Source organism: Rhizobacter sp. Root1238, assembly GCF_001425825.1.
Taxonomy (GTDB): Bacteria; Pseudomonadota; Gammaproteobacteria; order Burkholderiales; family Burkholderiaceae_C; genus Rhizobacter.
Genome location: NZ_LMDM01000019.1, coordinates 1 through 26,036, shown reverse-complemented (window position 1 = coordinate 26,036; position 26,036 = coordinate 1). Strand labels below are relative to the sequence as shown.

23 protein-coding genes are annotated in these 26,036 nt (G+C 68.0%); 4 read left to right on the top strand and 19 right to left on the bottom strand.

Annotation, left to right across the window (positions count from 1 at the left end):
- Positions 1-21: 21 nt before the first annotated feature.
- The 6 genes from ASC98_RS15350 to ASC98_RS15325 all read right to left on the bottom strand — a co-directional run bounded on the left by ASC98_RS15350 (position 22) and on the right by ASC98_RS15325 (position 6,471).
- Complete coding sequence (locus ASC98_RS15350; protein ID WP_157597983.1) at positions 22-1,620, bottom strand: ATP-binding protein; 1,599 nt, start codon at positions 1,618-1,620, stop codon at positions 22-24.
- Between the two features lie 38 nt (positions 1,621-1,658).
- The gene (locus tag ASC98_RS15345) at positions 1,659-3,155 is read right to left on the bottom strand and encodes an ATPase domain-containing protein (protein WP_056809572.1); all 1,497 of its coding nucleotides are present in this window, start codon (positions 3,153-3,155) and stop codon (positions 1,659-1,661) included.
- Positions 3,156-3,304: 149 nt separating this feature from the next.
- The gene (locus ASC98_RS15340; RefSeq protein ID WP_056809640.1) at positions 3,305-4,042 is read right to left on the bottom strand and encodes a YoaK family protein; all 738 of its coding nucleotides are present in this window, start codon (positions 4,040-4,042) and stop codon (positions 3,305-3,307) included.
- Between the two features lie 82 nt (positions 4,043-4,124).
- Complete coding sequence (locus ASC98_RS15335) at positions 4,125-4,502, bottom strand: type II toxin-antitoxin system VapC family toxin (RefSeq protein ID WP_056809570.1); 378 nt, start codon at positions 4,500-4,502, stop codon at positions 4,125-4,127.
- On the bottom strand, positions 4,499-4,699 hold the full coding sequence (locus ASC98_RS15330; RefSeq protein WP_056809568.1) for a type II toxin-antitoxin system VapB family antitoxin: 201 nt from the start codon (positions 4,697-4,699) through the stop codon (positions 4,499-4,501). Before ASC98_RS15330 ends, ASC98_RS15335 begins: the two co-directional genes overlap by 4 nt.
- A gap of 65 nt (positions 4,700-4,764) precedes the next feature.
- Complete coding sequence (locus tag ASC98_RS15325; protein ID WP_056809566.1) at positions 4,765-6,471, bottom strand: cyclic peptide export ABC transporter; 1,707 nt, start codon at positions 6,469-6,471, stop codon at positions 4,765-4,767.
- Between the two features lie 91 nt (positions 6,472-6,562).
- Here ASC98_RS15325 and fhuF point away from each other — a divergent pair, with 91 nt between their 5' ends.
- Entirely contained in the window at positions 6,563-7,303 is a 741-nt protein-coding gene (gene fhuF, locus ASC98_RS15320; RefSeq protein WP_235581282.1) for a siderophore-iron reductase FhuF, read from the top strand.
- A gap of 23 nt (positions 7,304-7,326) precedes the next feature.
- On the opposite strand, the gene dusA is transcribed toward fhuF, so the two are convergent.
- Positions 7,327-8,337 (bottom strand): tRNA dihydrouridine(20/20a) synthase DusA, encoded by a 1,011-nt coding sequence (gene dusA, locus ASC98_RS15315; RefSeq protein WP_082541977.1) that lies wholly within the window; start codon positions 8,335-8,337, stop codon positions 7,327-7,329.
- 156 nt (positions 8,338-8,493) lie between these two features.
- Between dusA and ASC98_RS15310 the strand changes: the two genes are divergently transcribed.
- Positions 8,494-9,492: a molybdopterin-dependent oxidoreductase gene (locus tag ASC98_RS15310; protein WP_056809559.1), complete on the top strand. Its 999-nt coding sequence runs from the start codon at positions 8,494-8,496 to the stop codon at positions 9,490-9,492.
- Between the two features lie 122 nt (positions 9,493-9,614).
- The gene (locus ASC98_RS15305) at positions 9,615-9,845 is read left to right on the top strand and encodes a hypothetical protein (RefSeq protein ID WP_157597984.1); all 231 of its coding nucleotides are present in this window, start codon (positions 9,615-9,617) and stop codon (positions 9,843-9,845) included.
- A 7-nt stretch (positions 9,846-9,852) separates the two neighbouring features.
- Here ASC98_RS15305 and ASC98_RS15300 read toward each other — a convergent pair whose 3' ends face one another.
- The 11 genes from ASC98_RS15300 to rimP form a co-directional block, all read right to left on the bottom strand.
- Entirely contained in the window at positions 9,853-10,737 is an 885-nt protein-coding gene (locus tag ASC98_RS15300) for an alpha/beta fold hydrolase (RefSeq protein ID WP_056809556.1), read from the bottom strand.
- Positions 10,734-11,537: an alpha/beta fold hydrolase gene (locus tag ASC98_RS15295; protein ID WP_056809554.1), complete on the bottom strand. Its 804-nt coding sequence runs from the start codon at positions 11,535-11,537 to the stop codon at positions 10,734-10,736. Before ASC98_RS15295 ends, ASC98_RS15300 begins: the two co-directional genes overlap by 4 nt.
- Before the next feature lie 52 nt (positions 11,538-11,589).
- Entirely contained in the window at positions 11,590-13,122 is a 1,533-nt protein-coding gene (locus ASC98_RS15290) for a wax ester/triacylglycerol synthase family O-acyltransferase (RefSeq protein WP_056809552.1), read from the bottom strand.
- A 68-nt stretch (positions 13,123-13,190) separates the two neighbouring features.
- Complete coding sequence (locus ASC98_RS15285; RefSeq protein WP_056809551.1) at positions 13,191-14,288, bottom strand: enoyl-CoA hydratase/isomerase family protein; 1,098 nt, start codon at positions 14,286-14,288, stop codon at positions 13,191-13,193.
- Positions 14,285-15,151 (bottom strand): DMT family transporter, encoded by an 867-nt coding sequence (locus ASC98_RS15280; protein ID WP_056809549.1) that lies wholly within the window; start codon positions 15,149-15,151, stop codon positions 14,285-14,287. Before ASC98_RS15280 ends, ASC98_RS15285 begins: the two co-directional genes overlap by 4 nt.
- Before the next feature lie 11 nt (positions 15,152-15,162).
- Complete coding sequence (gene typA / locus ASC98_RS15275) at positions 15,163-16,980, bottom strand: translational GTPase TypA (RefSeq protein ID WP_056809546.1); 1,818 nt, start codon at positions 16,978-16,980, stop codon at positions 15,163-15,165.
- A 16-nt stretch (positions 16,981-16,996) separates the two neighbouring features.
- The gene (truB, locus tag ASC98_RS15270; protein WP_056809544.1) at positions 16,997-17,944 is read right to left on the bottom strand and encodes a tRNA pseudouridine(55) synthase TruB; all 948 of its coding nucleotides are present in this window, start codon (positions 17,942-17,944) and stop codon (positions 16,997-16,999) included.
- Between the two features lie 4 nt (positions 17,945-17,948).
- Positions 17,949-18,314, bottom strand: coding sequence for a 30S ribosome-binding factor RbfA (gene rbfA / locus ASC98_RS15265; protein WP_056809543.1), 366 nt, complete (start codon positions 18,312-18,314; stop codon positions 17,949-17,951).
- Positions 18,315-18,420: 106 nt separating this feature from the next.
- Positions 18,421-21,345 (bottom strand): translation initiation factor IF-2, encoded by a 2,925-nt coding sequence (gene infB / locus ASC98_RS15260; protein ID WP_056809541.1) that lies wholly within the window; start codon positions 21,343-21,345, stop codon positions 18,421-18,423.
- Positions 21,346-21,415: 70 nt separating this feature from the next.
- Positions 21,416-22,894, bottom strand: a complete 1,479-nt coding sequence (gene nusA, locus ASC98_RS15255) for a transcription termination factor NusA (RefSeq protein WP_056809539.1) — start codon at positions 22,892-22,894, stop codon at positions 21,416-21,418.
- A complete protein-coding gene (gene rimP, locus ASC98_RS15250) occupies positions 22,884-23,432 on the bottom strand; it encodes a ribosome maturation factor RimP (RefSeq protein WP_056809537.1) in 549 nt (182 codons plus the stop codon). The genes nusA and rimP overlap by 11 nt, the downstream gene beginning before the upstream one ends.
- Before the next feature lie 195 nt (positions 23,433-23,627).
- Here rimP and fabI point away from each other — a divergent pair, with 195 nt between their 5' ends.
- A complete protein-coding gene (fabI, locus tag ASC98_RS15245; protein ID WP_056809535.1) occupies positions 23,628-24,413 on the top strand; it encodes an enoyl-ACP reductase FabI in 786 nt (261 codons plus the stop codon).
- A gap of 9 nt (positions 24,414-24,422) precedes the next feature.
- Here fabI and ASC98_RS15240 read toward each other — a convergent pair whose 3' ends face one another.
- A complete protein-coding gene (locus ASC98_RS15240; protein WP_056809534.1) occupies positions 24,423-25,397 on the bottom strand; it encodes a glucokinase in 975 nt (324 codons plus the stop codon).
- Positions 25,398-26,036 lie beyond the last annotated feature (639 nt).

Sequence of the window (26,036 nt, the reverse complement as noted above, 5' to 3'; positions counted from 1 at the left end):
CGAGGGGGGCACCCCTCCCGGTCACCGCCGGCCCGAACCCATCACGCCGGCGACCGCAGCGATCAGTGCAGGCGGCTCGACCGGCTTGCTGATGTGCGCTGAATACCCGACCTCCAGCGCCCTGGCCTTGTCTTCAGGGCGCGCGAAGGCCGTCAACGCGATGGCCGGAATCGGATTGCCCGCGTCGCGGATGCGTTTCATGAACTCGTAGCCGTCGATGTCGGGCATGCCGATGTCGCTGACGATCAGGTCGAACACGCCATCCCGCAGCGCCGACAAGGCCCGCGCGGCGGAATCGACGGCGACGACCTCGCCGCCCTCGTCCCGCAGCAGCTGGTTGACCATCTCGCGACCGTCGGGGTCGTCTTCCACCAGCAGGATCCTGATGTTCAGGATTCGCCCGCGCCCACCCGGGTGACCGTGCACCGCGTCGTTCGCCGCTTCATGCACCGGCTGCGCCGCCTCGATCGGCGGGAGGCGCACGGTGAACGTGGCGCCCTTGCCGATGCCGTCGCTCTGCGCCGCGATCGAGCCGCCGTGCAATTCGACGAGGCGGCTGACGATGGCCAGGCCCAGGCCCAGCCCGCCCTGCGACCGGGTCGTCGACCCGTCCGCCTGCCGGAACCGCTCGAAGACGTGCGGCAGGAAGTCGGCCGAGATTCCGACGCCGTTGTCGACCACCCGGACCACCAGCGCCTCCCCCTCCACGGCGGCTTCGACCCGCACCACGCCGCCGCCCGGCGTGAACTTGAGCGCGTTCACGATCAGGTTCCGGAACACCTGCAGCAGTCGCTGCGGGTCGCCGGTGATCGGCGTCAGCGCCGGATCGAGCACGGTGACGAGCTCGATCCCCTTGGTCTGGGCGCTCGGCAGCAGCGACGACACGACCTGTTCGAGCAACTGCGACGGCACGACCGTCTGCAACTCCAGGCTGACCTTGCCGGCGACGATGCGGCTCATGTCGAGCAGGTCCTCGATGAGCCGTGCCTGCGAGTTCGCGTTGCGCTGGATGGTGTCGATGCCGCGGGCCAGCTCGCCGAGTTCTCCGCGGCGCCGCTGAAGCACATAGGTCCATCCGAGGATCGCGCTCAGCGGTGTCCTCAACTCGTGCGACAGCGTCGCGAGGAAATCATCGGTGGCCCGGTTGGCCGCCTCGGCTTCGGCACGCGCGCGGCGTTCGGCCTCGAAGAGCCGCTGGTTCTCCAGGGCCACGGCCTCGTACTGTTCCAGCTGGCGCCGGGCGTCGTACTGCCGTCGGCGAGACCTCATCGCCGAATTGGCGGCACTGACGAGCGTGTCGGCATTCAGCGGCCGTTCGAGAAGCACCGCGTTTCCCAGTCGGGCCAGCGCCGCCGCCGCGTTGGCGGACCGCCGCGCCGGCTGCCGGGTCGCCAGCACCACGAACGGAAAGTCCGACCACGGCGGCTGGCTCTCGATCCAGCGCTGCAGCGACGAAGCCCCGTCTTCGTTCAACGACTCCTCGGTGAGGATGGCTGCGGTCGTCTCGTCGCCGAGCCCGGCCGTCAGCTCGGCCAGGTTCGGGCACACCTCGACGGCGATGTCGAGCCCCGACAGCACCTGCTCGATCACCGCGGCGTCGCGGCCCCTGGGAGCGAGCACGAGGACCCGCCGGCGGTTGCTGCTGTCGCGCTGCACGCTCAGCCTTGCGAATCGGTCAGCAGCGGCGTCGATCCGGTGTACGCGACCGCGCCCGCAAGAATGCCTTCGAAGTTTCGAAGCTCGTCACCGACCTGGAGGCCGGAGGGCAACCCGAGGCGAAGCTCGCGGATCGATCGTTCATGCTGCGTGGTGCGGCTCTTCAAGACCGCGAGCGCGGTGCGGACCTCGCTCTGCGCCTCGAAGAACCGATAGAGAAGGATCGCGTCGCTGAGGTAGCTGAGATCGATGTCGGAGTGGACGTCGCCGACCAGCCCATGCTGGCCCACGATCAGCAGCGTCAGGACCCCTTGTTGATTCAGGTAGGTCAGCAGCTCGTGCATGTGGAGCATCAGGAAGCTCTGCCCCGGCATGGCATGCACGTAGGCGTTCAGGCTGTCGATGCCGACGAAGGTCGCCCCTCGCTTCGAGACGCCGCCGACCACCCGCGACGCGAATTCGCCCGGAGACAGCGAGGCGGGATCGATCTGGTGGACCACGAGCCGGCCGGACTCGATGTGCTCGTCCAGCGCCATGCCGAGGTTCCGGCTGCGCGTCAGCAGCGTCGCGACGCCTTCGTCGAACAGGTAGTAATCGGCGTTCTCGCCGCGCTCCAGGGCGGACAGCATGCACCGCACGGCGGTGGTCGTCTTGCCCGCGCCCGAGGGGCCCAGCAGCAGCATGTTGGTGCCGACCGCCAGGCCGCCGCCGAGCATCGTGTCCAGCTGGGCCGAGCCGGTCGTGGCCAGCGGAGCGTCGAACGGGGTGTGGTGCGCGGCAGCGATCAGGCGGGGGAACACCTCCACGACGCCGGTGTCGAGCATGAAGTCGTGCCAGCCGCCGTGGAACTTCGTGCCGCGCATCTTGACGACGCGCAGCGCCCTGCGCTCGGCCCCGAACTCGCGCGCTTCCTGTTGGAGGCTGATCACGCCGTGGGCGATGCTGTGCAGTTGCAGGTCGGTCGGCTCGGAGGTCTTGTCGTCCAGCAGCAGGACGGTGCATTCGCGGTCCGAGAAGAAGTGCTTGAGCGCGAGGATCTGCCGGCGGTAGCGCAGCGGGTCCTGGGCCAGCAGGCGCATCTCGGACAGGCTGTCGAAGACCACCCGGCGCGGGTTGAGCCGCTCGACCTCCTGCGTCATCGCCCTGACGGTTTCGCCGAGTTCGATCTCGGACGGATGCAGGATGGTCTGGGCTTCTTCGGCCATCAGGCCGATGTCGTTGCCCAGTTCCTGGATATGGATGCCGTCGAGCGTCCAGCCATGGGATGCGACGACCGCACTCAGTTCCCTGGCCGTCTCCGACAGCGTGATGTAGAGGCCGGTCTCGCCAGCCGCCACGCCGGCCATCAGGTACTTCAGCCCGAAGGTGGTCTTGCCGGTTCCGGGCGTGCCTTCGAGCAGGTACATCCTCGACGGGGTCAGCCCGCCGCCCAGGATGGCATCCAGGCCGGCGACGCCGGTGGAAGTGCGAACAGGCCCGGCCTCGCTGGTGTCGGTCATGTCATCTTCCTTCAGTGGGGTTCCGTGGGCGGGCACCGTGCCCACCTTTTCTGCCTCTCCTCGTTGAAGACAGTATTCACGACGTGCCACGCGGCAGCCGTCGGCGAAGCCCGGATGCCCCTGTAGGAAAACTCCACATTGGCCGGAAATCAGCCTGAGGACAACTCGCGCACGAGCGGTGGAACCGACAGCGCCAGCAGCAGCACCGCCAGCGGCACCACGCAGATGAAGCCGACGTGCTTGAAGCCCAGTGCGCCCGCCGCGCCGCCCGCCAGGAACATCAGGATGAGGCCGGCCGAGCGCTGCATCCGGGCCTGTTCATGCCGGACCATGGCGGCCGCAGGCGTGTTGCGCGCGTTCCAGTACGCCAGCTTGCCCAGTTCCATCCCGAAATCGGTGATGTTGCCGGTCATGTGGGTGGTGCGGATGCTGCCGCCCGAGGTCTTCGAGCCCACGGCGTTCTGCAGTCCCATGATGAAGGACAGCAGCAGCACCGTCAGCGGCACGGCAAACGGCGTCGTCCAGGTGAGCGTGATGGCGCCCATCAGGCCGAACGGAAACATCAGGGCCGCCTCCAGCAGCAGCGGCGGCGCATAGATGCTGCGCAGCCGGCTCTGGCGTGCCCAGTTGACGAGCACTGCGCAGACGGCGGCCCCCAGGATGAACGCGAGGATCGCGCCGAGGGCGTTCAGGAACAGCATGCCGTTGCCCAGCACGGCACCGTCGGCAAGCTGCGACGCGAAGCCGGTCATGTGCGAGGTGTAGGTGTGCAGGACCAGGAAGCCGCCGGCGTTCACCGCGCCGGCATTGAAGGCCAGCAGCAACCCGAGGGTCCGGTTCGTCGAGTGCGAGCGGTGGCGGTAGGTGATGAACTGAAGTCGGCGCATCAGCACATGTCGCCTGAATCCACGGCAAAGTCAACTTTTCGAACGCTCGTTGCCGAACCCGAAGTGTGTCAGCGAGCCGGAATCAGTGAGCACCGGCGGGCTGGTGGGCACATCCCAGCAGCTCGGCGGCTTCGCGCAATCTCCGATCGCGCGTCCACAAGGTGGAATTCGGCGTCAAAGCGGCCGAGGCGAGCAGATGCACGTCGACATAGCCGATACCCTTCCCGTGAAGGGTGTGGCGCTCGATGAACTCCAGCACCTCGGCACCTTCGGCAACAACAGCTGCCGGCAAGTCCTGCAGCAGCTCCAGCACATTGCGCCGATCGGCGAGGCTGCCACATGCGATCTCCCCGACGATGAAGGGATGCATTGCCACCGTGCCGCGCTCAAGCAATGTGGCCAGATGGGTGTCACCCTTCTGCAAGTGATCGACCCACACCGAGGTATCGACCAGGATCAAGTTTCGTCTCCGCCACGGCGGCGAGGAGCAGCTTTCAGTTGCGGTTGCGTGCCGCCGAGCCGAGCCAGACGCCTGGCACTCTCGCGCTCGATGAGCGCTTTCAAGCCCTCGCGCACCATGGCCGACCGGTCCAGTGGCCCGGTGAGCTTGGTGGCCTTGGCCAGGAGATCGTCGTCGATGGTGATGGTGGTTCGCATGTGTGAACGCCTTGGGCTGCCTCGGTGGGCACTGAATGTAGCATCACCTGATGCGCAAAAGTGATTCACGCAGCGATCGCTTCCGCCGACTCCTTCACCGGCCTTTCCACCTTCCCCGCCGCCATCCGCACCACTCGATCCGCCACATGGAAATACCGGTCGTCGTGCGAGATCACCACCACCAGGTGGCCCTTCGCGCGCAGCTCGGGCAGCAGCTCGGTGTAGAACAGGTGGCGGAAGGCCGGGTCCTGGTCGGCCGCCCATTCGTCGAACACCAGCACCGGCCGGCCTTCGAGCCACGCGTGCACCAGCGCCAGCCGCTTGCGCTGGCCGGTCGACAGGTCGGTGGTGGTGAACGCGCCGTCGCGCACCGACACCTTGTGCGCGATCTCCAGCCGCTCCAGGTACGGCCGCGCCGCTTCCGGCAGCGGCAGCGGCGCCCCGCCCTCGCCGGCCAGCAGGTCCTGGAACAGGTAGAAATCGGAGAACACCGTGGTGAACAGCTGCCGGTAGTCGTCGCGCGTCGCGTCGGTCACCGGTTGGCCGTCGAGCCGCAGCTCGCCCTGCTGCGGCGCATACAGCCCGAGCAGCAGCTTGATCAGCGTCGTCTTGCCGGAACCGTTGTCGCCGACGATGAAGACCAGCTCGCCGCGTCGCAGCACCAGGTCGACCGGGCCGAGCTCGAACGGTTCACCGCCCCCCTCCGGCGCATCGAACGCATAGCGCACGCCGCGCAACTCGATCGCATCGGTGAACGCGAGTTCGCCGGCCGGCCGGTCCAGGTGCAGGTGCGGCTCGGGCGTCGCGAAGCGCAATGACAGGTCGCCGATGCGCTGAAACGCCACCTTCGCGCGGCCGACGTTCGGCAGTACGCCGACCAGCTGGTCGATCGGGCCCTTCAGGAACAGCAGCACCAGCACGAAGCCGCTCAGCACCGCCGGTGCCACGGTGCTCGCCGCGGCCCAGCCGAGGATCACCGCGATCAGCAGGAAGAACAGCGCCGAGCCGAACGCGCTGCCGACCACGTAGGTGTTGATCGCGCGCTGGTTGACGGCGCGGATGCCGTCGACCGTCCGCTCGATCTGGCCGGACATCATCCGCGCCCGCCGCCCGCGGTGCATGCGCAGCTCCTTCGCGCCTTCGCTGATGCCGCGATAGGCTTGGTGCAGCTGCTCCTCGCCGTCGCGCGCGCGCCAGAAGCCGGCCTCGGCGCGCGTCAGCACCACCGCCTGCACCGCGGCGCCGACCGCGAGCGCCACCACCAGCAACCCGAACATCGGCAGCGACAGCCACGCGAGGTAGCCCAGGCAGCCGAGCGCGATCGACAGCGCGATCACGGTGGACGCGAGCACGAAGCCGGCGTCGCTGATCATGTCGACGTCCTGCGTCAGCACCGGCATCAGGCGGTGCGTCCGGTAGCGCTCCAGTGCGTCGATCGGCGCCGACAGGATCTTCTGCGCCAGCGACTTGCGCACCTGCGCCACCAGCCGCTGGCCGACCCGGTTGGTCGACATGTCGGAGGTCACGCGGCCGACCAGCGCCACCGCGCACAGCGACACGAAGGTCAGCAGCAGCCCGCCGGCCATGCCGCCGCTGCGGTTCAGCACCTGGTTGATCGTGCCCAGCAGCGCGACGGTGGCCGCGCCGGCCGCGATGCCGGTGACGACCGACAGCGCCAGCCACGGCAGGAACGGCCGCAGCAGGCGTGCGACTTCGGCGAACGGCCGGTCGACAAAGGGCGGGTTGGAAGGGGTCGGGACAGGAGGGCTCATGGCTTGCATGACGAACCACGCGTGCCGCCGTTCAGCGGCGTGGCGGGCTGAACACCGCCCTGCCCCGTTCGTCTGCTCAGTCGTGATCCCGATGCTCGAACCTCTTTTCCAGGGCGCCTGGGCGCCGCTCGGCGAGGCGCTGGTGTGCGCGGCGCGGCCACCGGCGGGCGCTGTCGGCGTGCATCGGCTGATCGATGCGCAAGACGACTTGCTCGACGACCTGCTGCGCCGGCATGCGTGTCGCCTCGGCGTGAGCCATGCGGAGCGGCACGGCACCGACCTGCGTGCGGCCGCGTCGAGCTGGTGCTTCGCCTACCTCGATGCGCTGCTGCCGCCGGTGGTCGCGGCAGCCAGCGTGCTGCAGCAGGTGTTCCCGACCGCGCCGCACGAGATGCAGGTCGCGTTCGACGACACCGCGGCGGTGCCGCGCCGGTTCTACATCGGGCACATCGGCACGCCGCATCCGGGTGCCGATGGCGCGACCCGCCTCGCGCCGTTGATCGACGCCCACCTGGCGCCGCTGTTCGCGCAACTGGCGCGCCGCGCGCGGCTCCCGCCGAAGATCCTGTGGGGCAACCTGGCGCGTCGGCTCGACGGCATCTTCGAGCAGGCGCTGGCGCTGGCCGGGCACGCGGCCCCGATCGCACGCGACCGCGACACGCTGCTGGACCAGCCGCTGTGGCACGACGCCCGGGCCAACCCGTTGTGGCCGCGGCAGCGCCCGCACGCCGACGCGCCGCGCGACATCCGGCTGCACCGGCAGTGCTGCCTGTTCTACCGGCTGCCGGCGCAGGCGTACTGCAGCGCGTGCCCGCTGGCGCCGCAGCCGTAGGATTTCCCGGATGGGCGTCCCGGCTACGCGGCGGCAAGCCTCGCCACGTCGCGCGCCGGCTCCGCCTTCAGCTTGTGGTCCGACCACACCTGGCGCCAGCGGCGTGCGCCGGGCAGCCCGTTGCGCAGGCCCAGCATGTGGCGCACCACGCGCGACCAGGGCTCACCGCGCAGGCCGACGCGCTCCATGTAGTCGACCATCTGCTGCTCGATCGCCGCGCGGTCGAGCGCGCGGTGTTCAGTGCCGAAGAAGAGCTCGTCCCACTGCGACATCAGCCAGGGGTTGTGATACGCCTCGCGGCCGAGCATCACGCCGTCGAGGTGCTGCAGCTGCTCGGTGATCTGCTCTTGCGTGGTCACGCCGCCGTTCAGCACGATGGTGAGGTGCGGGAAGTCGCGCTTCAGCCGGTGCACCGTCTCGTAGCGCAGCGGCGGCACCTCGCGGTTCTCTTTCGGGCTCAGGCCCTTGAGCCAGGCGTTGCGCGCATGGACGATGAAGACCTCGCAGCCGGCTTCGGCAATCTGGCCGACGAAGTCGCGCACGAATTCATAGCGCTCGTCCTGGTCGATGCCGATGCGGTGCTTCACGGTCACCGGGATGGCCACCGCGTCGCGCATCGCCTTGACGCTGTCGGCCACCAGCGCCGGCTCGTTCATCAGGCAGGCGCCGAAGGCTCCGCGCTGCACGCGTTCGCTGGGGCAGCCGCAATTGAGGTTGACCTCGTCGTAGCCCCATTGCTCGGCCAGCTTCGCGCAGAACGCCAGGTCGGCCGGCTCGCTGCCGCCGAGCTGCAGCGCGACCGGGTGCTCCTCGGCATTGAAGTCCAGGTGCCGCGGGCGGTCGCCATGGATCAGCGCCCCGGTGGTGACCATCTCGGTGTAGAGCCGGGTGCGCCGGGTCAGCAGGCGATGGAAGTAGCGGCAGTGGCGGTCGGTCCAATCCATCATCGGGGCGACGGACAGGCGCCAGGGGGAAGCGTCGGGGGTGTTCACGTGGGTGGGGTGCCTGGGCTGTTCGGGGGCGCGCAGGCTCATGGCTCGCGGGAAGGAGTGCATTGTCCCAAAGAACGACGAGCGACATGAGCGGTGGGGTCAGTCGCTGCAGATCACCTCGCAGGCCAGGTCGCCATCACCCGCGTCCACACACGACAGGCTGCCCACCGGGCGTGGCCGCCATACCGGAGACGCCCCATGCAACGTCGCAGACTTCTCGCCGGCGGCGCCGGCCTGCTGGCCGGTGCCACGCTGGCACGCCATGCCCTCGCGCAGGCGCCCACGCCCGTCGACCTCCCCTTCGTCAACGGCAAGCGCAAGCTGGTCGCCTTCCCCGAGAAGCGCCCGCTGATCGTGCTGACCTCGCGGCCGCCGCAGCTCGAAACGCCTTTCGAGGTCTTCAACGACGGCCTCCTGACGCCCAACGATGCCTTCTTCGTGCGCTATCACAACGCCGGCATCCCGACCTCGATCGACGCCGACACGCACATCATCAAGATCGGTGGCAACGCGCTCGCCAAGCCCCATGAGCTGAAGTTGAGCGAGCTGCGCACGCAGTTCAAGCCGACCGAGATCGTCGCCGTCAACCAGTGCTCGGGCAACAGCCGCGGCTTCTTCAGCCCCCGCGTCACCGGCGGGCAACTCGGCAACGGCGCGATGGGCAATGCGCGCTGGCTGGGCGTGCCGCTGAAGGACGTTCTGGCGCGGGCCGAACCGAAGAACAGTGCACGCCAGGTCAGCTTCAACGGCCTGGACATCGCGCTCTTCGGTGGCGGCAACTTCGTGAAGGCGCTGGACATCGCCCACGCGATGGACGGCGAGGTGATGCTCGCCTACCAGATGAACGGCGCCGACATCCCGCTGCTCAACGGCTACCCGGTCAAGCTCGCCGCCGCACTCGCCACCGCGTGGCCGACGGCGGCGCCCGCGGTGCCGAAGAACATCGAACTGCCGCCCGACGGCCTGCAACTCAAACCGAGTGCGCTGCCCGGCTTCGAGAAGGCCCAGGCCCACTGCACCGCCTGCCACTCGGCCGAGTACATGGCCTTCCAGCCGCCGACCGCCGCGCGCCCTTACTGGGACGCGATGGTCAAGCGCATGAAGGGCGTCTTCAAGGCACCCGTCCCCGACGCCGACATGCCGGCCATCGTCGACTACCTGGTGAAGACCTACGGCAACGAACAGGTCGCGCCGTGATGCGTTTTGAGGCACGCAACTGACAGCTGCAGACAGCACTCGGGAATACTGTACGTTCGTACAGTTAATCGCTACGATGCATCGCTCCTCGACTCTGCCGAACGACTGCGATGAACCCCGACATGACTTCCGAAAACTGGGCGCTGAAGTGCGCCGAGCGCCTGCAGGAACAATGGCCGCGCGTCGACCGCAGCGACCTCGAACACCTCGCGTGGGCGCTGATCTCCGAGCCGTACTGGCAGGGCATGGAGCCCGGCGCGGCCGCGCTCGAATGGCTGCAGCAGGGGGTGTCCGATCAACGCGACGCGCGCGCTGAAGCCAGCAACGATGCGCGGCTGCCGTGCAGCCGCTGACAGCCGCTCAGGCCCGGCCCGCGGCCAGCGCGATGCCCTGCGTGAAACGCGGCAGCAAGGGCAAGGGCAGGTCGTGCCCCATGCCGTCGATCAGGTCGAGTTCGGAGCCGGCGATCTTGCGGGCCAGGTCGTGCGCCGCACCCACCGGCACCAGCGGGTCGGCCTGGCCATGGATCACGCGGCATGGCAGCTTCACGCCGGCCAGGCGCCGGCTGCGGTCGCCATCGGCCGCAATCGCGACCAGCTGGCGCGCGGTGCCCGCCGGGCGGTACGCGCGGTCGACCGCCGCGCGCAGCCTGGCCTGCATCCACGCCGGGTCGGGCCGGTACGCCGGGCTGCCGATCAGGTGCATGAAGCGTCCCAGGTGCGCCGCGATCGACGCCGGGTCGCGCGGGTTCTCCGGCCGGCTCAGCAAGGCGCGCCGCACCTCGGGCGTGGCCATCGGCACGCGGCGCGAGCCGGTGCTGGTCATCATCAGCGTCAGGCTCTTCAGTCGCTGCGGATGATGGATGGCCATCAGCTGCGCCACCATGCCGCCCATCGACGCGCCACACACATGGGCTTGCGCGATGCCCAGCGCATCGAGCACGCCGACGGCATCGTCGGCCAGCGCGCTCAGCGGGTACGGCGGGCGGATCGGCAGGTGGAAGGCGAACTTCATCGCGGCCACTGCCACGTTCGGCACGCCCAACTGGTCGAAGCCCTGGCTCAGGCCGACATCGCGGTTGTCGAAGCGGATCACCCGGAAGCCGCGTGCCACCAGCATCTGCACCAGCTCGTCGGGCCAGGCGGTGAGCTGCATGCCCAGGCCCATCACCAGCAGCAGCGGCTCGCCGTCCGGTGAACCGTGGTCCTCGACCTCGAGCGAAATGCCGTTGGCCGAGAGCTTCATGCGCCGACGGCCTTGAAGAACCACTTGCGCGCGCCGCCGGTGGCGAAGCGCTGCCAGTGCGCCGGATCCTGCGCGAGCCGGTCGGCGATCGCGTAGAGCGCCAACGGGTTCACGCCCATGCCGAGGTGGCTCGCATGCACCTCGATGTTCTCGGCCAGCGGCGAGTCTTCATTGATGCTGCATTGCCACGCGACGACACCGTCGGTGCGCGAGTAGATCGAGGTGGTCGGCACCGGCGGCGGGCGGCGCACCTGATCGAGCAAGGCCGGGTCGTGCACGCTCTGGCCACTGACCCATTCGTAGAGGCGCCAGGCGTTGGTGGCGCGCGGGTGGCCGGTGAACGGCGTGCCGAGCGTGATCACGCAGCGGGTGTGCTGCGGGCGCTCTTTGGCGACCTCGCGTGCGTAGACGCCGCCGAGGCTCCAGCCGATCAGGCTGACCGGCTTCTGGTGGCGGCGGTGCAGCAGGTCGACCGTCTCGACGCAGCGCTCGAGCACGCCCTCGCGCGGCCCGAAGTTGAAGCCCTGTTCCCACGGGTACGGCACATAGCCGCGGTCGCGCAGGAAGTTGCGCAGCGGCACGGTCGTGAAATCGGCTGCGGCCAGGCCGGGGAAGACGAGCACCGGATGGCCGTCGCCCGGCGGCAGCTTGTCGAGTGCGCGGTTCAGCACCGGCGACGACGCGAGCATGGCGGCGAACTCCCAGGGCGCGCGCCCTTCGAGCATCAGGAGCAAGGCGTTGGGGGCCTTCAGGTCATTCCGGGCGTCGGGGGAGGACTGCTGCGCGCCGTCATGAGGCATGGTGAGAGGCCGCGTCGGACCGTCGTGAATACGCTTGCATCTTAGTGGGCAATCAGCGAGCGGCGGCGGCTTTGGCTGGAGCCTTGGCCCTAGGTTTGGCGGGCACCTTCGGTTTGGGCTTGGGCGTCGGCTCGAGTGTCACCTTGGTGACAGATGCGCTGGTGGCCGGCAGCGCCAGCAGCTCGGCCAGCGCTTCTTCGAGATGCGTCGCGAGCTCGCCCACCTCGGGCATCGCCTTCGCACACGCCATCAGCCCGAAATCCAGCGATGCGTCATAACTCTGCACCGTGATGTTGAGCGCAACGCCATGCACGACGATCGAGGCCGGGTAGTTGGTCAGCATGCGTGCGCCGGCCATGTAGAGCGGAAACGCCGGCCCGGGCACGTTCGAGATCACGACGTTGGCGATCGGCGGAATGCGGTCGGCGACACCGGCCTTGCCGTACAGCGAGGTGACGGTGCTCATCAGCCACGGCACGCCGAGCGACGGGAAATCGGTGGGCATCAGGCTCTTGACGCTGCCGAGCGTCGACTTCATCGCGGCGCTCGCGGCCTGCACGTAGCGCAGGCGCTCCATCGGGTCGGCGAGGTGGGTGCCGAGGTTCACGACCGTCATCGAGGCCTGGTTGTTCGCGGTGGTGTCGCCGGCCGCGCGGGTCGACACCGGCACCGCCGCCACCATCGACTTGCGCGGCAGCGGGCCGTGCTGCAGGAAGTGGCGTCGCAACGCGCCGCCGCACAGCATCAGCACGACGTCGTTCAGCGTGGCATCGTGCGCGCGGCGCAGCGCCTTGACCTGCGCGATCGGCAGGCTGACGCCGGCAAAGGCGCGGCCGGCGGTCACCGAGGCGTTGAGCCGGGTGCGGGGCGCGAGGCCGATCGATGCGTCGCCGGCGTTGGTGCTGGCGACACGACCGGCCACGCTGCGCGCGCCCTTCGCCGCCACCTGCGACAGCGCACCCACCGTCGACGGCAAGGCTTTCACCAGATTGCCGTACTGCTGCAATTGGTTCGCGAGCACGCCGCTCAGCAGGCCGGCGAGGCCGATGTCGAGCTTCTTCGCCGGACGGGTCTCGTGGTCGATGTCGCGCGGTGTGGGCTGGATGTCGAGGATGGCCTGGGCCAGCGCGATCGCGGCCTGGCCATCGACGGCGGCGTGGTGCAGCTGCGTGTAGAGGCCGACTCGCTTTGCCTTGCCAGGCCCGGGCGCGAGGCCTTCGAAGACGTGGAACTTCCACAGCGGGCGGTCGCGGTCGAGCAGCACCGGATGCAGGCGGCTGACCTGCTCGTCGAGCTCGGCCAGACCGCTGCCCTTGGGCAGCTTGATGCCGACGATGTGCTGCGCGAGGTCGGGCATGGCATCGACCCACACCGGGTTGGCGAGGTTGAACGGCATCCACGCCAGCTTGCGGCACAGCGGCGGTGCGAGCGGCAGCCGCGAGCCGATGTGGCGCCGCACGTCGGCGACGAAGCTGCCCTTGTAGGCGGCAGGCAGCTCGAACACGTGCAACGCGCCGACGTGCATCGGCATCTCCGGCGTCTCCATGTAGAGGAAGGACGCGTCCAGACCGGACAGCTGCTTCATGGGCCTCTCCCGTGGGGGATGAGGCGGATGCTAGGGCGCCAATTGCTGCGCGCCGCTCGGGGGAAGCCCTACTCGCCGGCGAGCCCGCGCAGCGGATGCGCAAACCCCGGCCACGGGCTCTCGAAGAACCCCGCCACCATCTCCGGCATCACATCCTCGATGCGCGCCGGGTTCCAGCGCGGGCTGTGGTCCTTGTCGACCGCCAGCGCGCGGATGCCTTCCACCGTCTCGCTCGCCGCGCCGGGGCGCAGGTGAAAGCAATGGCGCACCAGGTCGCGTTCCATGCGCAGGTCGTCGGCGAGCGTCATCGTGCGGGCGCGGCGCACCTGCTCCAGCGTCACGGCCATCATCAGCGGCGAGCGTTTCGTCAATGTCGCCAGCGTGGTCCGAGCCCAGTCGCCGTCGTCGCCGCGCAGCGATTCGACGATGCCGATCAACGACTCCGCCGCGAAATGCCGGTCGATCGCCGCGCGATCGAGCACCGTCGCCGCAGCCGGCGTTATCGCCCGCGCACGCACCGCGGCCTGAAGCTGCTCTGCGTTCTCATGCGGCTGATCCACCAGCGCCTCGACCAGCGCCGGCAACTCGCCGCTCGGCACGCACACATCCGCCAACCCGCACGCGATCGCATCCCCCGCGCCGAGGATCTGCCCCGTCAGCGCCAGGTATTCGCCCAACCGCCCCGGGCAGCGCGCGAGGAACCAGCCGCCGCCCACATCCGGGAACAGCCCGATGTGCGTCTCCGGCATCGCCATCTTCGTGCGCTCGCTCACCACGCGCAGCGAGGCGCCCTGCGAGATCCCCATGCCACCGCCCATCACGATGCCGTCCATCAACGCGATGTACGGCTTCGGATAGGTGTGGATCAGGTGGTTGAGCGCGTATTCCTCGGTGAAGAAGTCTTCCAGCTCCGGGTTGCCGGCCAGCGCCGCCTGGTGGAAGAAGCGGATGTCGCCGCCGGCGCAGAAGGCCACGCCCTTGCCTTCCAATGTCGCGCCCCGCACGACAACGGCTTGCACCGCCGCATCGTCGCGCCACGCCAGCAGCGCGCGCGTGATGTCGCGGATCATCGCCAGCGACAGCGCGTTCAGCGCCTGCGGCCGGTTCAGCGTCAGCAGGCCGATGCCGCCCTGCACTTCCGCGACGACGAATGACGAACCGCTCATGCCCGCGCCTCCCGCAACCCGACCCACGCATTGACGAACAAGGTGCCCAGCACGAGGCTGCCACCGACCATCACCGCCATCGACGGCTGCTCGCTGGTGCCCAGCCACGCCCACGCGATGCCGAACACGATCTCCAGCAGCGCCAGCAACGACATCTCCGGCGCCGGCAGGTGCCGCGCCAGGCGCACCGCGATCACGCACGGGATCGCCAGCTGCACCAGCCCCAGCAGGCCGAGCAAGCCCACATCGTGCACCGAGGCCTGCAGCGGCAGCGACAACGGCAGCGTGACGATCGCCGAGATCAGCGCGCCCAGCAGCAGCGCCGGCACCAGGTCGACGCTGGTGCCGCTGCGCTGCAGCGTGTTCCAGTTGATGGCACTGGCGACCGGCACGCCCAGCGCGACCAGCGTGCCGATCACGTGCTGCGGCTCCGAGCTGAGGCCCTGCCCGTACATGTAGGCGATGCCCAGCCCGGCCAGCACGATCGCGGCCCAGGTGCGTGGCGCCACCGGATGGCCGAGCGTGAAGCGCGCCAGCACCGCGGTGATCAGCGGCGCGAGCGCCATCGTGATCAGCACGTTGGCCACCGTGGTCAGCGTCAGCGCCACCATGAAGCAGGTGAACATCACGCTCCACATCGCGCTCGAGATCCACAGCGGCCGGCCGCCCGCGCGCAGCAGCGCAAAGGTGCTGCGGCCATGCGCCCAGGCGTAATACGCGCCCAGGCACACGAAGGTCGCCAGGCTGCGCCAGAACGTCACCTCGAAGCTGCGGGCAGCCTCGAGCTGGCGCGTCACCACGCCGGCGATGCTCCACATCAGCGTGACCAGCACCATGCCGGCCACCGCACGGCCGTGAGTCATCGCGGCAGCGATCAAGCGCTGTCGCGGGACGCCTTCTTGCGGTCGTGTTCCTTCAGGTGGCGCTTGCGCACGCGGATCGACTTCGGCGTGATCTCGACCAGCTCGTCGTCGGCGATGAACTCGACGCCGTATTCCAGCGTCAGGATGATCGGCGGCGTGATCTTGATCGCGTCTTCCTTGCCGGACACGCGGAAGTTCGTCAGCTGCTTCGCACGCACCGCATTGACGATCAGGTCGTTGTCGCGGCTGTGGATGCCGACGATCATGCCTTCGTACACCGGATCGCCCGGCTTCACGAACATGCGGCCGCGGTCATCGAGCTTGCCCAGCGCGTAGGTCACGATCTCGCCGTCGTCCTGGCTGATCAGCACGCCGTTCTTGCGGCCTTCGATGTCGCCCTTGAAGGCCTCGTAGCCGTCGAAGATGTTGCTGATCAGGCCGGTGCCGCGCGTCAGGTTCAGGAACTCGTTCTGGAAGCCGATCAGGCCGCGCGCCGGGATCTTGTACTCGAGGCGCACACGGCCCATGCCGTCCGGCTCCATGTTGACGAGCTCGCCCTTGCGCTCGCCCATCGCCTGCATCACCGCACCCTGGTGCTGGTCCTCGACGTCGGCCGTCACCATCTCGATCGGCTCGTGGCGCTCGCCGTCAACCTCCTTGAAGACCACGCGCGGCTTGCTGACGGCCAGCTCGTAGCCCTCGCGACGCATGGTTTCCAGCAGGATGGTCAGGTGCAGTTCGCCGCGGCCCGACACCTCGAAGATGCCGTCTTCGTCGGTTTCGCGGACCTTCAGCGCCACATTGCTCTGCAGCTCGCGCTGCAGGCGGTCCCAGATCTGGCGGCTGGTCACGAACTTGCCTTCGCGGCCGGCCAGCGGCGAGTTGTTGACGCAGAAGTTCATCGTCAGCGTCGGCTCGTCGACCTTCAGCATCGGCAGCGGCTTCGGGTCGTCGATGCTGGTCAGCGTGACGCCGATGCCGATGTCCTCGATGCCGTTGATCAGCACGATGTCGCCGGGGCCGGCTTCGGTCGCCTGCTGGCGCTCCAGGCCTTCGAACTTCAGCACCTGGTTGACGCGGGCGTTGAACGGCGTGCTGTCCGGGCCGCTGTACACGGCCACGTTCTGCATCGGCTTCAGCGTGCCCTGGTTGACCCGGCCGATGCCGATGCGGCCGACGTAGGTGGAGTAGTCGAGCGAGCAGATCTGCAGTTGAAGCGGGCCGGCCGGATCGCCTTCGTGCGCCGGCACGTGCTGCAGCACCGCGTCGAACAGCGGCGCCAGGTCGGTGCCGGTCTCGCCGGCGGTCAGCGTGGCCCAGCCGTTCAGGCCCGATGCATAGATCACCGGGAAGTCGAGCTGCTCTTCGGTCGCGCCGAGCTTGTCGAACAGCTCGAAGGTCGCGTTGATCACGTAGTCGATGCGCGAACCGGGACGGTCGACCTTGTTGACGACGACGATCGGCTTCAGCCCGAGCGCCAGCGCCTTCTTCGTCACGAAGCGGGTCTGCGGCATCGGGCCTTCGACCGCATCGACCAGCAGCAGCACGCTGTCGACCATCGACAGCACGCGCTCGACCTCGCCGCCGAAGTCGGCGTGCCCCGGGGTGTCGACGATGTTGACGTGCGTGCCCTTCCATTCCACCGCGCAGTTCTTCGCGAGGATGGTGATGCCACGTTCCTTTTCAAGGTCGTTGCTGTCCATCACCCGTTCGGTGACCTTCTCGTTCTGGCGGAAGGTGCCGCTCTGGCGAAGCAGCTGGTCCACCAGCGTGGTCTTGCCATGGTCCACGTGGGCGATGATGGCGATGTTGCGGATCTGTCTTGTCATGACGTGCTCTCTGCGTTCAAGGTGTCTTCAGGAGGCCTTGCACCTCCACCGGGCTCAAGAGCCTCGTCGAAATCAGTTCTCCGGCATTCACCCGGCCACTGCCGAGGAACGCACGGGGGTCGGGGCCGTACACGCGGACCTGCTCCGCATCTGCCAGCGGCAGGCGGCGGCGCAGGCCGCTCAGGAATCGGCCGGCGTCTTCGTCGCCGAGGCGCACCACCGGCCAGTCGGCCAGCAGCGCATCGGCGTCGAGCAACGCGGCTTCGCGCTGTGCTTCGTCCATGCCGGCCAGTTGCTCCAGCGTGAGCGCCTGACCGAGCGTCAGCCCGCCGGTTTCGGTGCGGCGCAGCGCGGCCAGGTGGGCGCCGCAGCCGAGCGCTTCGCCGATGTCTTCGGCCAGCGTGCGGATGTAGGTGCCTTTCGAGCAGCGCACGTCGAGCGTCCAGCGGCCTTCGGCCTGGGCAGTCTCGTCGTCCACGATGGCAATGCGATGAATCGTCACCGCACGCGCCTCGCGTTCGATCTCGATGCCGGCACGCGCATAGTCGTACAGCGCGCGGCCTTCGTGCTTCAGCGCCGAATGCATCGGCGGCACCTGGCGGATCGGGCCGGTGAAGCGCTCGATCGCGGCCTGCAGCTGCGCGCGCGTCACGTTCACCTCGCGCTGCTGCAGCACCTCGCCCTCGGCATCGGCCGTGGTGGTCGTGGTGCCCAGCTGCAGCGTGGCGCGGTAGGTCTTGTCGGCGTCGAGGCTGACCTGCGAGAACTTGGTGGCCGCGCCGAAGCACAGCGGCAGCAGCCCGGTGGCCAGCGGGTCCAGCGTGCCGGTGTGGCCGGCCTTCTCGGCGCGGTACAGGCGCTTGGCTTTCTGCAACGCGTCGTTGCTCGACAGGCCGAGCGGCTTGTCGAGCAACAGCACGCCGTGGACGGCGCGCCGCGGAATGCGCGGGCGTTGTGCGTTCACCGGATCAGTCGTCCTTGGCCTGCGTCGAATTGGCCTGCTGGATCAGCGCGCTCAATTCGGCCGCCCGCTCGGTGGTGCGGTCGAAGTGGAAATGCAGCGTCGGCACGGTGTGGATCTGCAGCCGCTTGAACAGGCCGTTGCGCAGGAAGCCGGCGGCCTCGTTCAAGGCCTCCTCGCATTCCTTCACGTCGCCGACCAGCAGCGAGAAGAACACCTTCGCGTGCGCATAGTCGGGCGTGACCTCCACCGCCTGCAGCGTGACCATGCCGATGCGCGGATCCTTCAGGTCGCGGATCAGCTCCGCCAGATCGCGCTGGATCTGGTCGGCGATGCGGAAACCGCGGTTCGGAATGGCTCTTTTGTGTCGCATGTTCAAGGCTCCTGCCGGGGGCGTGGGAGGTCTCCCGAGACTCTCTTCAAACACAAACCCCGCCATCTTTCGGAAGGCGGGGTTTGGGGGGGAGACCCACTCCGCTTTACAGCGTTCGTGCCACTTCCTTCACCTCGAAGAACTCCAGCTGGTCGCCTTCGGCGATGTCGTTGTAGTTCTTCAGCTTGATGCCGCACTCGAAGCCTTCCTTGACTTCGCGCACGTCGTCCTTCAGGCGGCGCACCGACTCGACTTCGCCGGTGTACACCACCACGTTCTCGCGCAGCAGGCGGAAGCGCGCGTTGCGGCGCACCACACCCGAGGTGACCATCGAACCGGCCACCGTGCCGATCTTCGACGCCACGAACACCGTGCGGATCTCGGCGGTGCCGATCACCTCTTCGCGCTGCTCCGGCGCCAGCATGCCGGTCATCGCCTTCTTCACGTCGTCGACCGCGTCGTAGATGATGTTGTAGTAGCGCAGGTCGACGCCGTTGCCTTCGGCCAGCTTGCGCGCACCGGCATCGGCACGCACGTTGAAGCCGACGATCACGGCCTTCGAGGCGATCGCGAGGTTGATGTCGCTCTCGCTGATGCCGCCGACCGCCGCGTGCACGATCTGCACCTTGACCTCGGCGGTGCTCAGCTTGAGCAGCGACTGGGCCAGTGCTTCCTGCGAACCCTGCACGTCGGCCTTGATGATCAGTGCCAGCGTCTGCGCTTCGCCCTGGCCCATGTTCTCGAACATGTTCTCGAGCTTGGCGGCCTGCTGCTTGGCCAGCTTGACGTCGCGGTACTTGCCCGAACGGAAGGTCGCGATCTCGCGCGCCCGGCGTTCGTCGGCCAGCACCATGAACTCGTCGCCGGCCTGCGGCACTTCGGTCAGGCCCTGGATCTCGACCGGCAACGACGGACCGGCTTCGGTCGCCGGCTTGCCGTTTTCGTCGAGCATGGCGCGCACGCGGCCGTAGGTCGAGCCGGCCAGCACCACGTCGCCACGCTTGAGCGTGCCCGACTGCACCAGCACCGTCGCGACCGGGCCGCGGCCCTTGTCGAGCTGGGCTTCGATCACGAGGCCCTTGGCCGGTGCGTCCTTCGGTGCCTTCAGTTCCAGCACCTCGGCCTGCAGCAGCACCTGTTCCAGCAGCTGGTCGATGCCCATTCCGGTCTTGGCCGACACCGGCACGAACGGCGAATCGCCACCGAAGTCTTCCGGCACGACCTGTTCGGCCACCAGCTCCGACTTCAGGCGCTCCACGTTGGCCTCGGGCTTGTCCATCTTGTTCATCGCGACCACGATCGGCACCCCGGCCGCCTTGGCGTGCGAGATGGCTTCCTTGGTCTGCGGCATCACGCCGTCGTCCGCCGCCACCACGAGGATGACGATGTCGGTCGCCTTGGCACCGCGGGCACGCATCGCCGTGAAGGCCGCGTGACCCGGGGTGTCGAGGAAGGTGATCATGCCGCGCGGCGTGTCGACGTGGTACGCGCCGATGTGCTGCGTGATGCCGCCCGCTTCACCGGCGGCCACGCGGGCACGGCGGATGTAGTCGAGCAGCGAGGTCTTGCCATGGTCGACGTGACCCATGACGGTGACCACCGGTGCGCGCGGCAGTTCTTCGTGCGTCGATTCGGCCTGGGTGTCCTCGAGGAAGGCTTCCGGGTCGTCCAGCTTCGCAGCGAACGCCTTGTGGCCCATTTCCTCGACGAGGATCATGGCCGTTTCCTGGTCCAGCTGCTGGTTGATCGTGACCATCTGGCCGAGCTTCATCAACTGCTTGATGACCTCGGACGCCTTCACCGACATCTTGTGCGCGAGGTCGGCGACGCTGATGGTCTCCGGCACGTGCACTTCCTGGATCTGCTGCTCCGGCGGGGCGTTGAAGTTGCCGCCCTGCGAATCGTTGCGGTCGCCACGGCGGCCGCCACGCGGCGCACGCCAGCCCGGACGGGCGGCTGCGTCGTTGCGGGTCTTCAGCGCGCGCTTCTTCGCGGCGTCATCGGCCCAGCTCGACGACAGCTTCTCGGACTTGACGGACTTCTTGTCGCCCGGCTTGTCGCCCGGCTTCGCGGCGGCGGCAGCCGTGGTCGTCCCCGGCGCGGCAGCCGGCTTGTGGATCGTGCCCTTGATGCCTTCCTTGCCGGCTTCCGGCTTCGGCGGCTCTTCGGGCTTCTTGGCCGTCAGCACCTTCTTCGGCGCGTTCATCATCGCGCGGATCGCGGCGGCTTCGTCCTCGGCGGCCTTGCGGCGCTTGGCGAGGTCGGCAGCGCGCTGCTTCTCTTCGTCGACGACGTCGGCAGCCTTGATCACGCGCAGCGCGGGTTTCGGCGGCTCGACAGGCGCAGCCGGCGCGACGGGCGCAGCAGCAACCGGCGCGGCGGTCGGTGCCGGTGCCGCCTTGGCCGCGGCGGCCGCGGCCTTCGCGGCAGGTGCCGGCGTCGGCGCGGTCGGCGCAGCCGCTGCGGCCTTCGCGGCAGCCGCTGCGGCGGCGGCCGCTTTCGCGGCTTCCTCGGCCGCGGCCTTCGCGGCGGCCTCGGCGGCTTCACGTGCGCGGGCCTCGGCGGCCTCGCGTTCGCGGGCTTCCTGTTCCTCGCGCAGGCGGCGCTTCTCGGCCAGTTCTTCTTCCTGGCGGCGCAGCAGCTCGGCCTGGGCCTGGGCCTCGACCTCGCGGCGCTGCAGTTCGGCGTCGTCGACGACCGGCGCTGCCGGCTCTTCGGACGGCGCCGATTCGTCGCGCTTGACGAAGGTGCGCTTCTTGCGCACCTCGACCTGGATCGTGCGCGCCTTGCCGCTCGAATCGGCCTGCTTGATCTCGCTGGTCGACTTGCGGGTCAGCGTGATCTTCTTGCGCTCGCCCCCGCCCGTGCCATGGGCAGTGCGAAGGTAATCAAGCAGTCGCTCCTTGTCGGACTCGGTCAGCGCGTCGTCGCTCGACGCCTTCGCGACGCCGGCCGACTGGAGCTGCTCGAGCAGCGCAGCCGCCGGGCGATTGAGCTCAGCAGCCAACTGGGCGACGGTGGTCACAGCCATTGTGAATATCCTTGCTTGGTACTTGCAGTGCAGCGTTCGATCGGGCGTTGGGGCATCAGGTCGTTCAATGTCAGGTCGTGAACCAATGTTCGCGAGCCTTCATGATCAATGCCTTGGCCTGGTCTTCGCCGATGCCGGCAATTTCAGTCAGTTCGTCGACCGCCAGGTCGGCGAGGTCATCGCGTGTGTTGATCCCGCTCTCGGTCAGCTTCGGGATCAGGGCCGGGTCCAGCCCTTCGAGATCGCGCAGGTTCTGCGACACGTCTTCCATTTTCTCTTCGCGGGCGATCTCCATCGTCAGCAAAGCGTCTTTGGCCCGCGTGCGCAGCTCGTTGACGGTGTCTTCGTCGAAGCCTTCGATCTCGAGCATTTCCTGCATCGGGACGTAGGCCACTTCCTCGAGGCTGCTGAAGCCTTCGGCGATCAGGATGTCGGCCACTTCGGCGTCGACGTCGAGCTTGTCGACGAACAGCTTGCGAACGCTGTCGGACTCCTCGTTCTGCTTGGCCTGCGATTCTTCGGCCGTCATGATGTTGATGCGCCAGCCGGTCATCTCGGAAGCCAGGCGCACGTTCTGGCCGCCCCGGCCGATCGCGATCGCGAGGTTCTCTTCATCGACGACGACGTCCATCGCATGGCGCTCTTCGTCGACGACGATCGACTGCACGTTGGCCGGTGCCAGCGCGCCGATCACGAACTGCGCCGGGTCTTCGGACCACAGCACGATGTCGACACGCTCGCCGGCGAGTTCGTTGGTGACCGCGTTGACGCGCGAACCGCGCACGCCGACGCAGGTGCCGATCGGATCGACCCGCTTGTCGTGCGAGATCACCGCGATCTTGGCGCGCGAACCCGCATCGCGGGCGCAGGACTTGATCTCCAGCAGGCCTTGCTCGATCTCGGGCACCTCTTGAGCGAACAGCTCGATCATGAAGCCGGGCGCGCTGCGCGACAGCACGATCTGCGGGCCACGCAGTGTCGAATCGACCTCGGCGATGAAGGCGCGGACGCGGTCGCCGGAGCGCAGGTTTTCCTTCGGGATCATCTCGCTGCGCTTCAGGCGCCCTTCGACCCGGCCGGATTCGACAATCACGTCGCCCTTGTCCAGGCGCTTGACGGTGCCGACGAAGATCTTCTCGCCGCGCGACAGGAAGTCATTGAGCAGCTGCTCGCGCTCGGCGTCGCGGATCTTCTGCAGGATGACCTGCTTGGCGGCCTGGGCGCCGATGCGGCCGATCGACACCGAGTCGACCGGTTCCTCGATGTAGTCGTCGACCTCGATGTCGGGGATCTGCTCGAGCGCCTCGAACAGCAGGATCTCGGAATCGGGCAGTTGCAGGCCGGCCTCGTTCGGCACCACGTGCCAGCGGCGGAAGGTTTCGTATTCGCCGCTCTCGCGGTCGACGGTGACGCGCATGTCGACCTCGCCGCCGTGCAGTTTCTTGCTGGCCGAGGCCAGGGCGGCCTCGACCGCGCCGAACACGACTTCGCGATCCACGCTCTTCTCGCGCGAGATGGCATCGACCAGCATCAAGAGTTCACGATTCATTCTTAGGATCTCCGTCAACATCTTCGGCCTGCACGTCGGCGTCGTGCGGCGCAGCAGCCGGCTGCGCAAAGCGCCGGCCCTTGAAATCGAGGACGGGCACCAAGTGGGCGTCCCGCACTTCCTCGAACGAAAATTCCAGGGCCTGGTCGACCTTGCCGTCGTTGAACACCAGGCGCCACTGCTCCCCCAGGGCCTCCAGCACGCCGCGGTACTTCTTGCGGCCCTGGAACGGCATCTTCAGCGTCAGCTCGACTTCCGAGCCGGCGAAGCGCTGGTAGTCGGCAGGCTTGTTCAGCGGCCGGTCCAGCCCCGGCGACGACACTTCCAGGCGCTCATAGGCGCACCCTTCGACCTCCAGCACGTGCTGCAGCTGGCGGGTCACCTTCTCGCAATCCTCGACCACGATGAACTCGCCGTTTGGATCATTTTGCAGCCGGTCGATGAAGACACGCAGCAAACCCTTGGGACTGCGATCGCAGCTCACGAGGTCGTAACCCAGCCCGGTCACGGTGCGTTCAACAACGTCTTGCCAATTCATCCAGCGAGTGTCTTCAGAGGTTATGAAAATGTGGAGAAGCAAAAAAAATGGGCTGGAAGAATCCGCCCATGCAGTTTTCTTGCGAAAGACGCATTGTATCTCGCTGAGCGAGCACGCGGCAAGGGTTGTGACGGGCAAGCTCATGTGCATGCCAGAATGAGCACCCCCTTTTGATGACACCAGACTGGAGACTCCATGGGATTCCTGGCCGGCAAGCGCTTCCTGATCACCGGCGTTCTGTCCAACCGCTCGATCGCCTATGGCATTGCACGTGCCTGCCGGCGCGAAGGCGCCGAACTGGCGTTCAGCTACGTCGGAGAACGCTTCCGGGACCGCGTGGCCGAGTTTGCCGCCGAGTTCGACTCCACGCTGCTGTTCGATTGCGATGTCGCGAGCGACGAACAGATCGACGCGATGTTCAACCAGCTCGGCGAAACCTGGCCGCAGTTCGACGGTTTCGTCCATTCGATCGGTTTCGCACCGCGCGAAGCGATTGCCGGCGATTTTCTCGACGGCCTGTCGCGCGAGAGTTTCCGGATCGCCCACGACATCTCCAGCTACAGCTTCCCGGCGATGGCCAAGGCAGCCGCCTCGCGCCTGACCCCGAAAGCCGCGTTGCTGACCCTGAGCTATCTGGGGGCGATTCGCAGCGTTCCCAGCTACAACACGATGGGGCTGGCGAAGGCCTCGCTCGAGGCCTCGGTCCGCTATCTGGCGGCCAGCCTGGGCCCGAAGGGGGTGCGGGTCAACGGCATCTCGGCCGGACCGATCAAGACGCTGGCCGCGTCCGGCATCAAGGGCTTCGGCAAGATCCTCGACGTGGTCGAGCAGAACGCGCCGCTGCGCCGCAACGTCACGATCGACGATGTCGGCAACGTCGCGGCCTTCCTGCTGTCCGACCTGGCGGCAGGCGTCACATCGGAAATCACCTATGTCGACGGCGGCTTCAGCCACGCCATGGGCGGGATCACCGAAGTCTGACCTGCCACATCACAGGTCGTCGAGGGCCCGCAGCGCGCCGAGCAGCGCCGGCGAGGTGCTGGCCTGCACGACGAAGGTCGGCATCGCCTGCAGGTAGTCGCGGAACCGCCCCTTCGCGACGAAGCGCTCGCGGAAGGTCGACCGGTCGATCCGGTCGCCCAGGCGCGGCACGATGCCGCCGCCGATGTACATCCCGCCGCGCGTGCCCAGCGACAGCGCCAGGTTGCCGGCCACGCTGCCGAGCAGCGCGAAGAACATGTCGAGCGCCTCGACGCAGTGCGCGTCGCTCGCCGCCACCGCTCGCTCGCTGACCTCGGCCGCGCTCAGCGGCTGCGCGATGGCGCGGTCGACCTGGCACAGCGCCTCGTACAGGCTCACCAGCCCCGGGCCCGACAAGGCCCGCTCGGCCGACGCATGTCCGTAGCGCTGGCGCAACGCCGCGATCACCGCATCCTCGCGCGGCGTCGCGCCGCCGAGCGTCACATGGCCGCCCTCCCCGTTCAGCGGCACCACCCGATCGCTGCCCGGCACCCGCAACAGGCCCGACACGCCGAGCCCGGTGCCCGGGCCGATCAGCCCGACCGGCGCACCCTCGACCACTGCCCCGCCACCCACCTGCCGCAACTCGGCCGGCTTCAGCGACGGCAGCGACAGCGCGAGCGCCGTGAAGTCGTTGATCAGCAACAGCCGCTCGAGGCCAAGCGTCTGGCGCACCGCCTCGATCGAGAACGACCAGTGGTGATTGGTCATCTGCACCCGGTCGCCGACGATCGGGTTGGCGATGCCGATCGCGCACCAGCGCGGGCTCACCGCCGGCGAATGCGTGCGCAGGTAATGCGCCATCGCGTCCTGCAGCGTCGGGTGATCGGCGGCCGGCAGCGTGTCGACGGCGCTCAGCTCGGCACCCGGCGCCAGCTGCAGCGCGAAACGCGCGTTCGTGCCACCGACGTCACCGACCCATCGCGGATATGAATCTGCCTGCATGTCAACGTTCTCTCGTTCGAGTCACCGCAGGCAAACCCCGTGGCAACGGACCTCGCCGCTGCGCGACCATTCGCGCGCGGCCTCCCGACGCGAAGCGCGCCCCTCGGAGCGGCCCGGCCGGTGCGCCATGCACCTGAGCCGTGCGCTCGACTTTGTAGCCAAACTACTTTTAATGATAGCCAAGCCGGCCGCAAAGTATCGGCGGCCGGGCATTCGGGACTTCCCTGATGGGTGTGGTTATTGTGATAAACGACGGGAAAACCCGCGTTTACCGGCTGTAGTCGGATTACTAGAGTCAACCTTGACAAAACATTACAGCCAACGATGTAGCCGTGCTACTCGCTGGACACAAGGAAGACAACGCACGTTTCCAGCCATTCGGGGCGAACTGCGAACCGCTCGCCCCAGCCCGTTTCCCCCAACCGCTGCAGCAATGGGTCCCCCCAGACCAGGCGCTCGGCACATTTCAAAGCAAAACCTCTGAGGAGTCAGTTGATGAAGAGTCAGTTCAAGCTCGCAACCGTTGCCGCCGCGATGGGTCTGTTGAGCGCCACCTCTGCACAAGCCGTCGATTGGGGCGGCTACTTCCGCACCGGCCCGGGCGCGACGTCGAAGGACTCGTCGCGCGCGTGCTACGGA

Coding starts and splice junctions, on each gene's coding strand:
- ASC98_RS15345 (WP_056809572.1), bottom strand. CDS start 3,155: ATGACCGACACCAGCGAGGCCGGGCCTGTTCGCACTTCCACCGGCGTC.
- ASC98_RS15340 (WP_056809640.1), bottom strand. CDS start 4,042: ATGCGCCGACTTCAGTTCATCACCTACCGCCACCGCTCGCACTCGACG.
- ASC98_RS15330 (WP_056809568.1), bottom strand. CDS start 4,699: ATGCGAACCACCATCACCATCGACGACGATCTCCTGGCCAAGGCCACC.
- ASC98_RS15325 (WP_056809566.1), bottom strand. CDS start 6,471: ATGAGCCCTCCTGTCCCGACCCCTTCCAACCCGCCCTTTGTCGACCGG.
- fhuF (WP_235581282.1), top strand. CDS start 6,563: ATGCTCGAACCTCTTTTCCAGGGCGCCTGGGCGCCGCTCGGCGAGGCG.
- dusA (WP_082541977.1), bottom strand. CDS start 8,337: ATGAGCCTGCGCGCCCCCGAACAGCCCAGGCACCCCACCCACGTGAAC.
- ASC98_RS15310 (WP_056809559.1), top strand. CDS start 8,494: ATGCAACGTCGCAGACTTCTCGCCGGCGGCGCCGGCCTGCTGGCCGGT.
- ASC98_RS15305 (WP_157597984.1), top strand. CDS start 9,615: ATGACTTCCGAAAACTGGGCGCTGAAGTGCGCCGAGCGCCTGCAGGAA.
- ASC98_RS15300 (WP_056809556.1), bottom strand. CDS start 10,737: ATGAAGCTCTCGGCCAACGGCATTTCGCTCGAGGTCGAGGACCACGGT.
- ASC98_RS15295 (WP_056809554.1), bottom strand. CDS start 11,537: ATGCCTCATGACGGCGCGCAGCAGTCCTCCCCCGACGCCCGGAATGAC.
- ASC98_RS15290 (WP_056809552.1), bottom strand. CDS start 13,122: ATGAAGCAGCTGTCCGGTCTGGACGCGTCCTTCCTCTACATGGAGACG.
- ASC98_RS15285 (WP_056809551.1), bottom strand. CDS start 14,288: ATGAGCGGTTCGTCATTCGTCGTCGCGGAAGTGCAGGGCGGCATCGGC.
- ASC98_RS15280 (WP_056809549.1), bottom strand. CDS start 15,151: ATGACTCACGGCCGTGCGGTGGCCGGCATGGTGCTGGTCACGCTGATG.
- typA (WP_056809546.1), bottom strand. CDS start 16,980: ATGACAAGACAGATCCGCAACATCGCCATCATCGCCCACGTGGACCAT.
- rbfA (WP_056809543.1), bottom strand. CDS start 18,314: ATGCGACACAAAAGAGCCATTCCGAACCGCGGTTTCCGCATCGCCGAC.
- infB (WP_056809541.1), bottom strand. CDS start 21,345: ATGGCTGTGACCACCGTCGCCCAGTTGGCTGCTGAGCTCAATCGCCCG.
- nusA (WP_056809539.1), bottom strand. CDS start 22,894: ATGAATCGTGAACTCTTGATGCTGGTCGATGCCATCTCGCGCGAGAAG.
- rimP (WP_056809537.1), bottom strand. CDS start 23,432: ATGAATTGGCAAGACGTTGTTGAACGCACCGTGACCGGGCTGGGTTAC.
- fabI (WP_056809535.1), top strand. CDS start 23,628: ATGGGATTCCTGGCCGGCAAGCGCTTCCTGATCACCGGCGTTCTGTCC.
- ASC98_RS15240 (WP_056809534.1), bottom strand. CDS start 25,397: ATGCAGGCAGATTCATATCCGCGATGGGTCGGTGACGTCGGTGGCACG.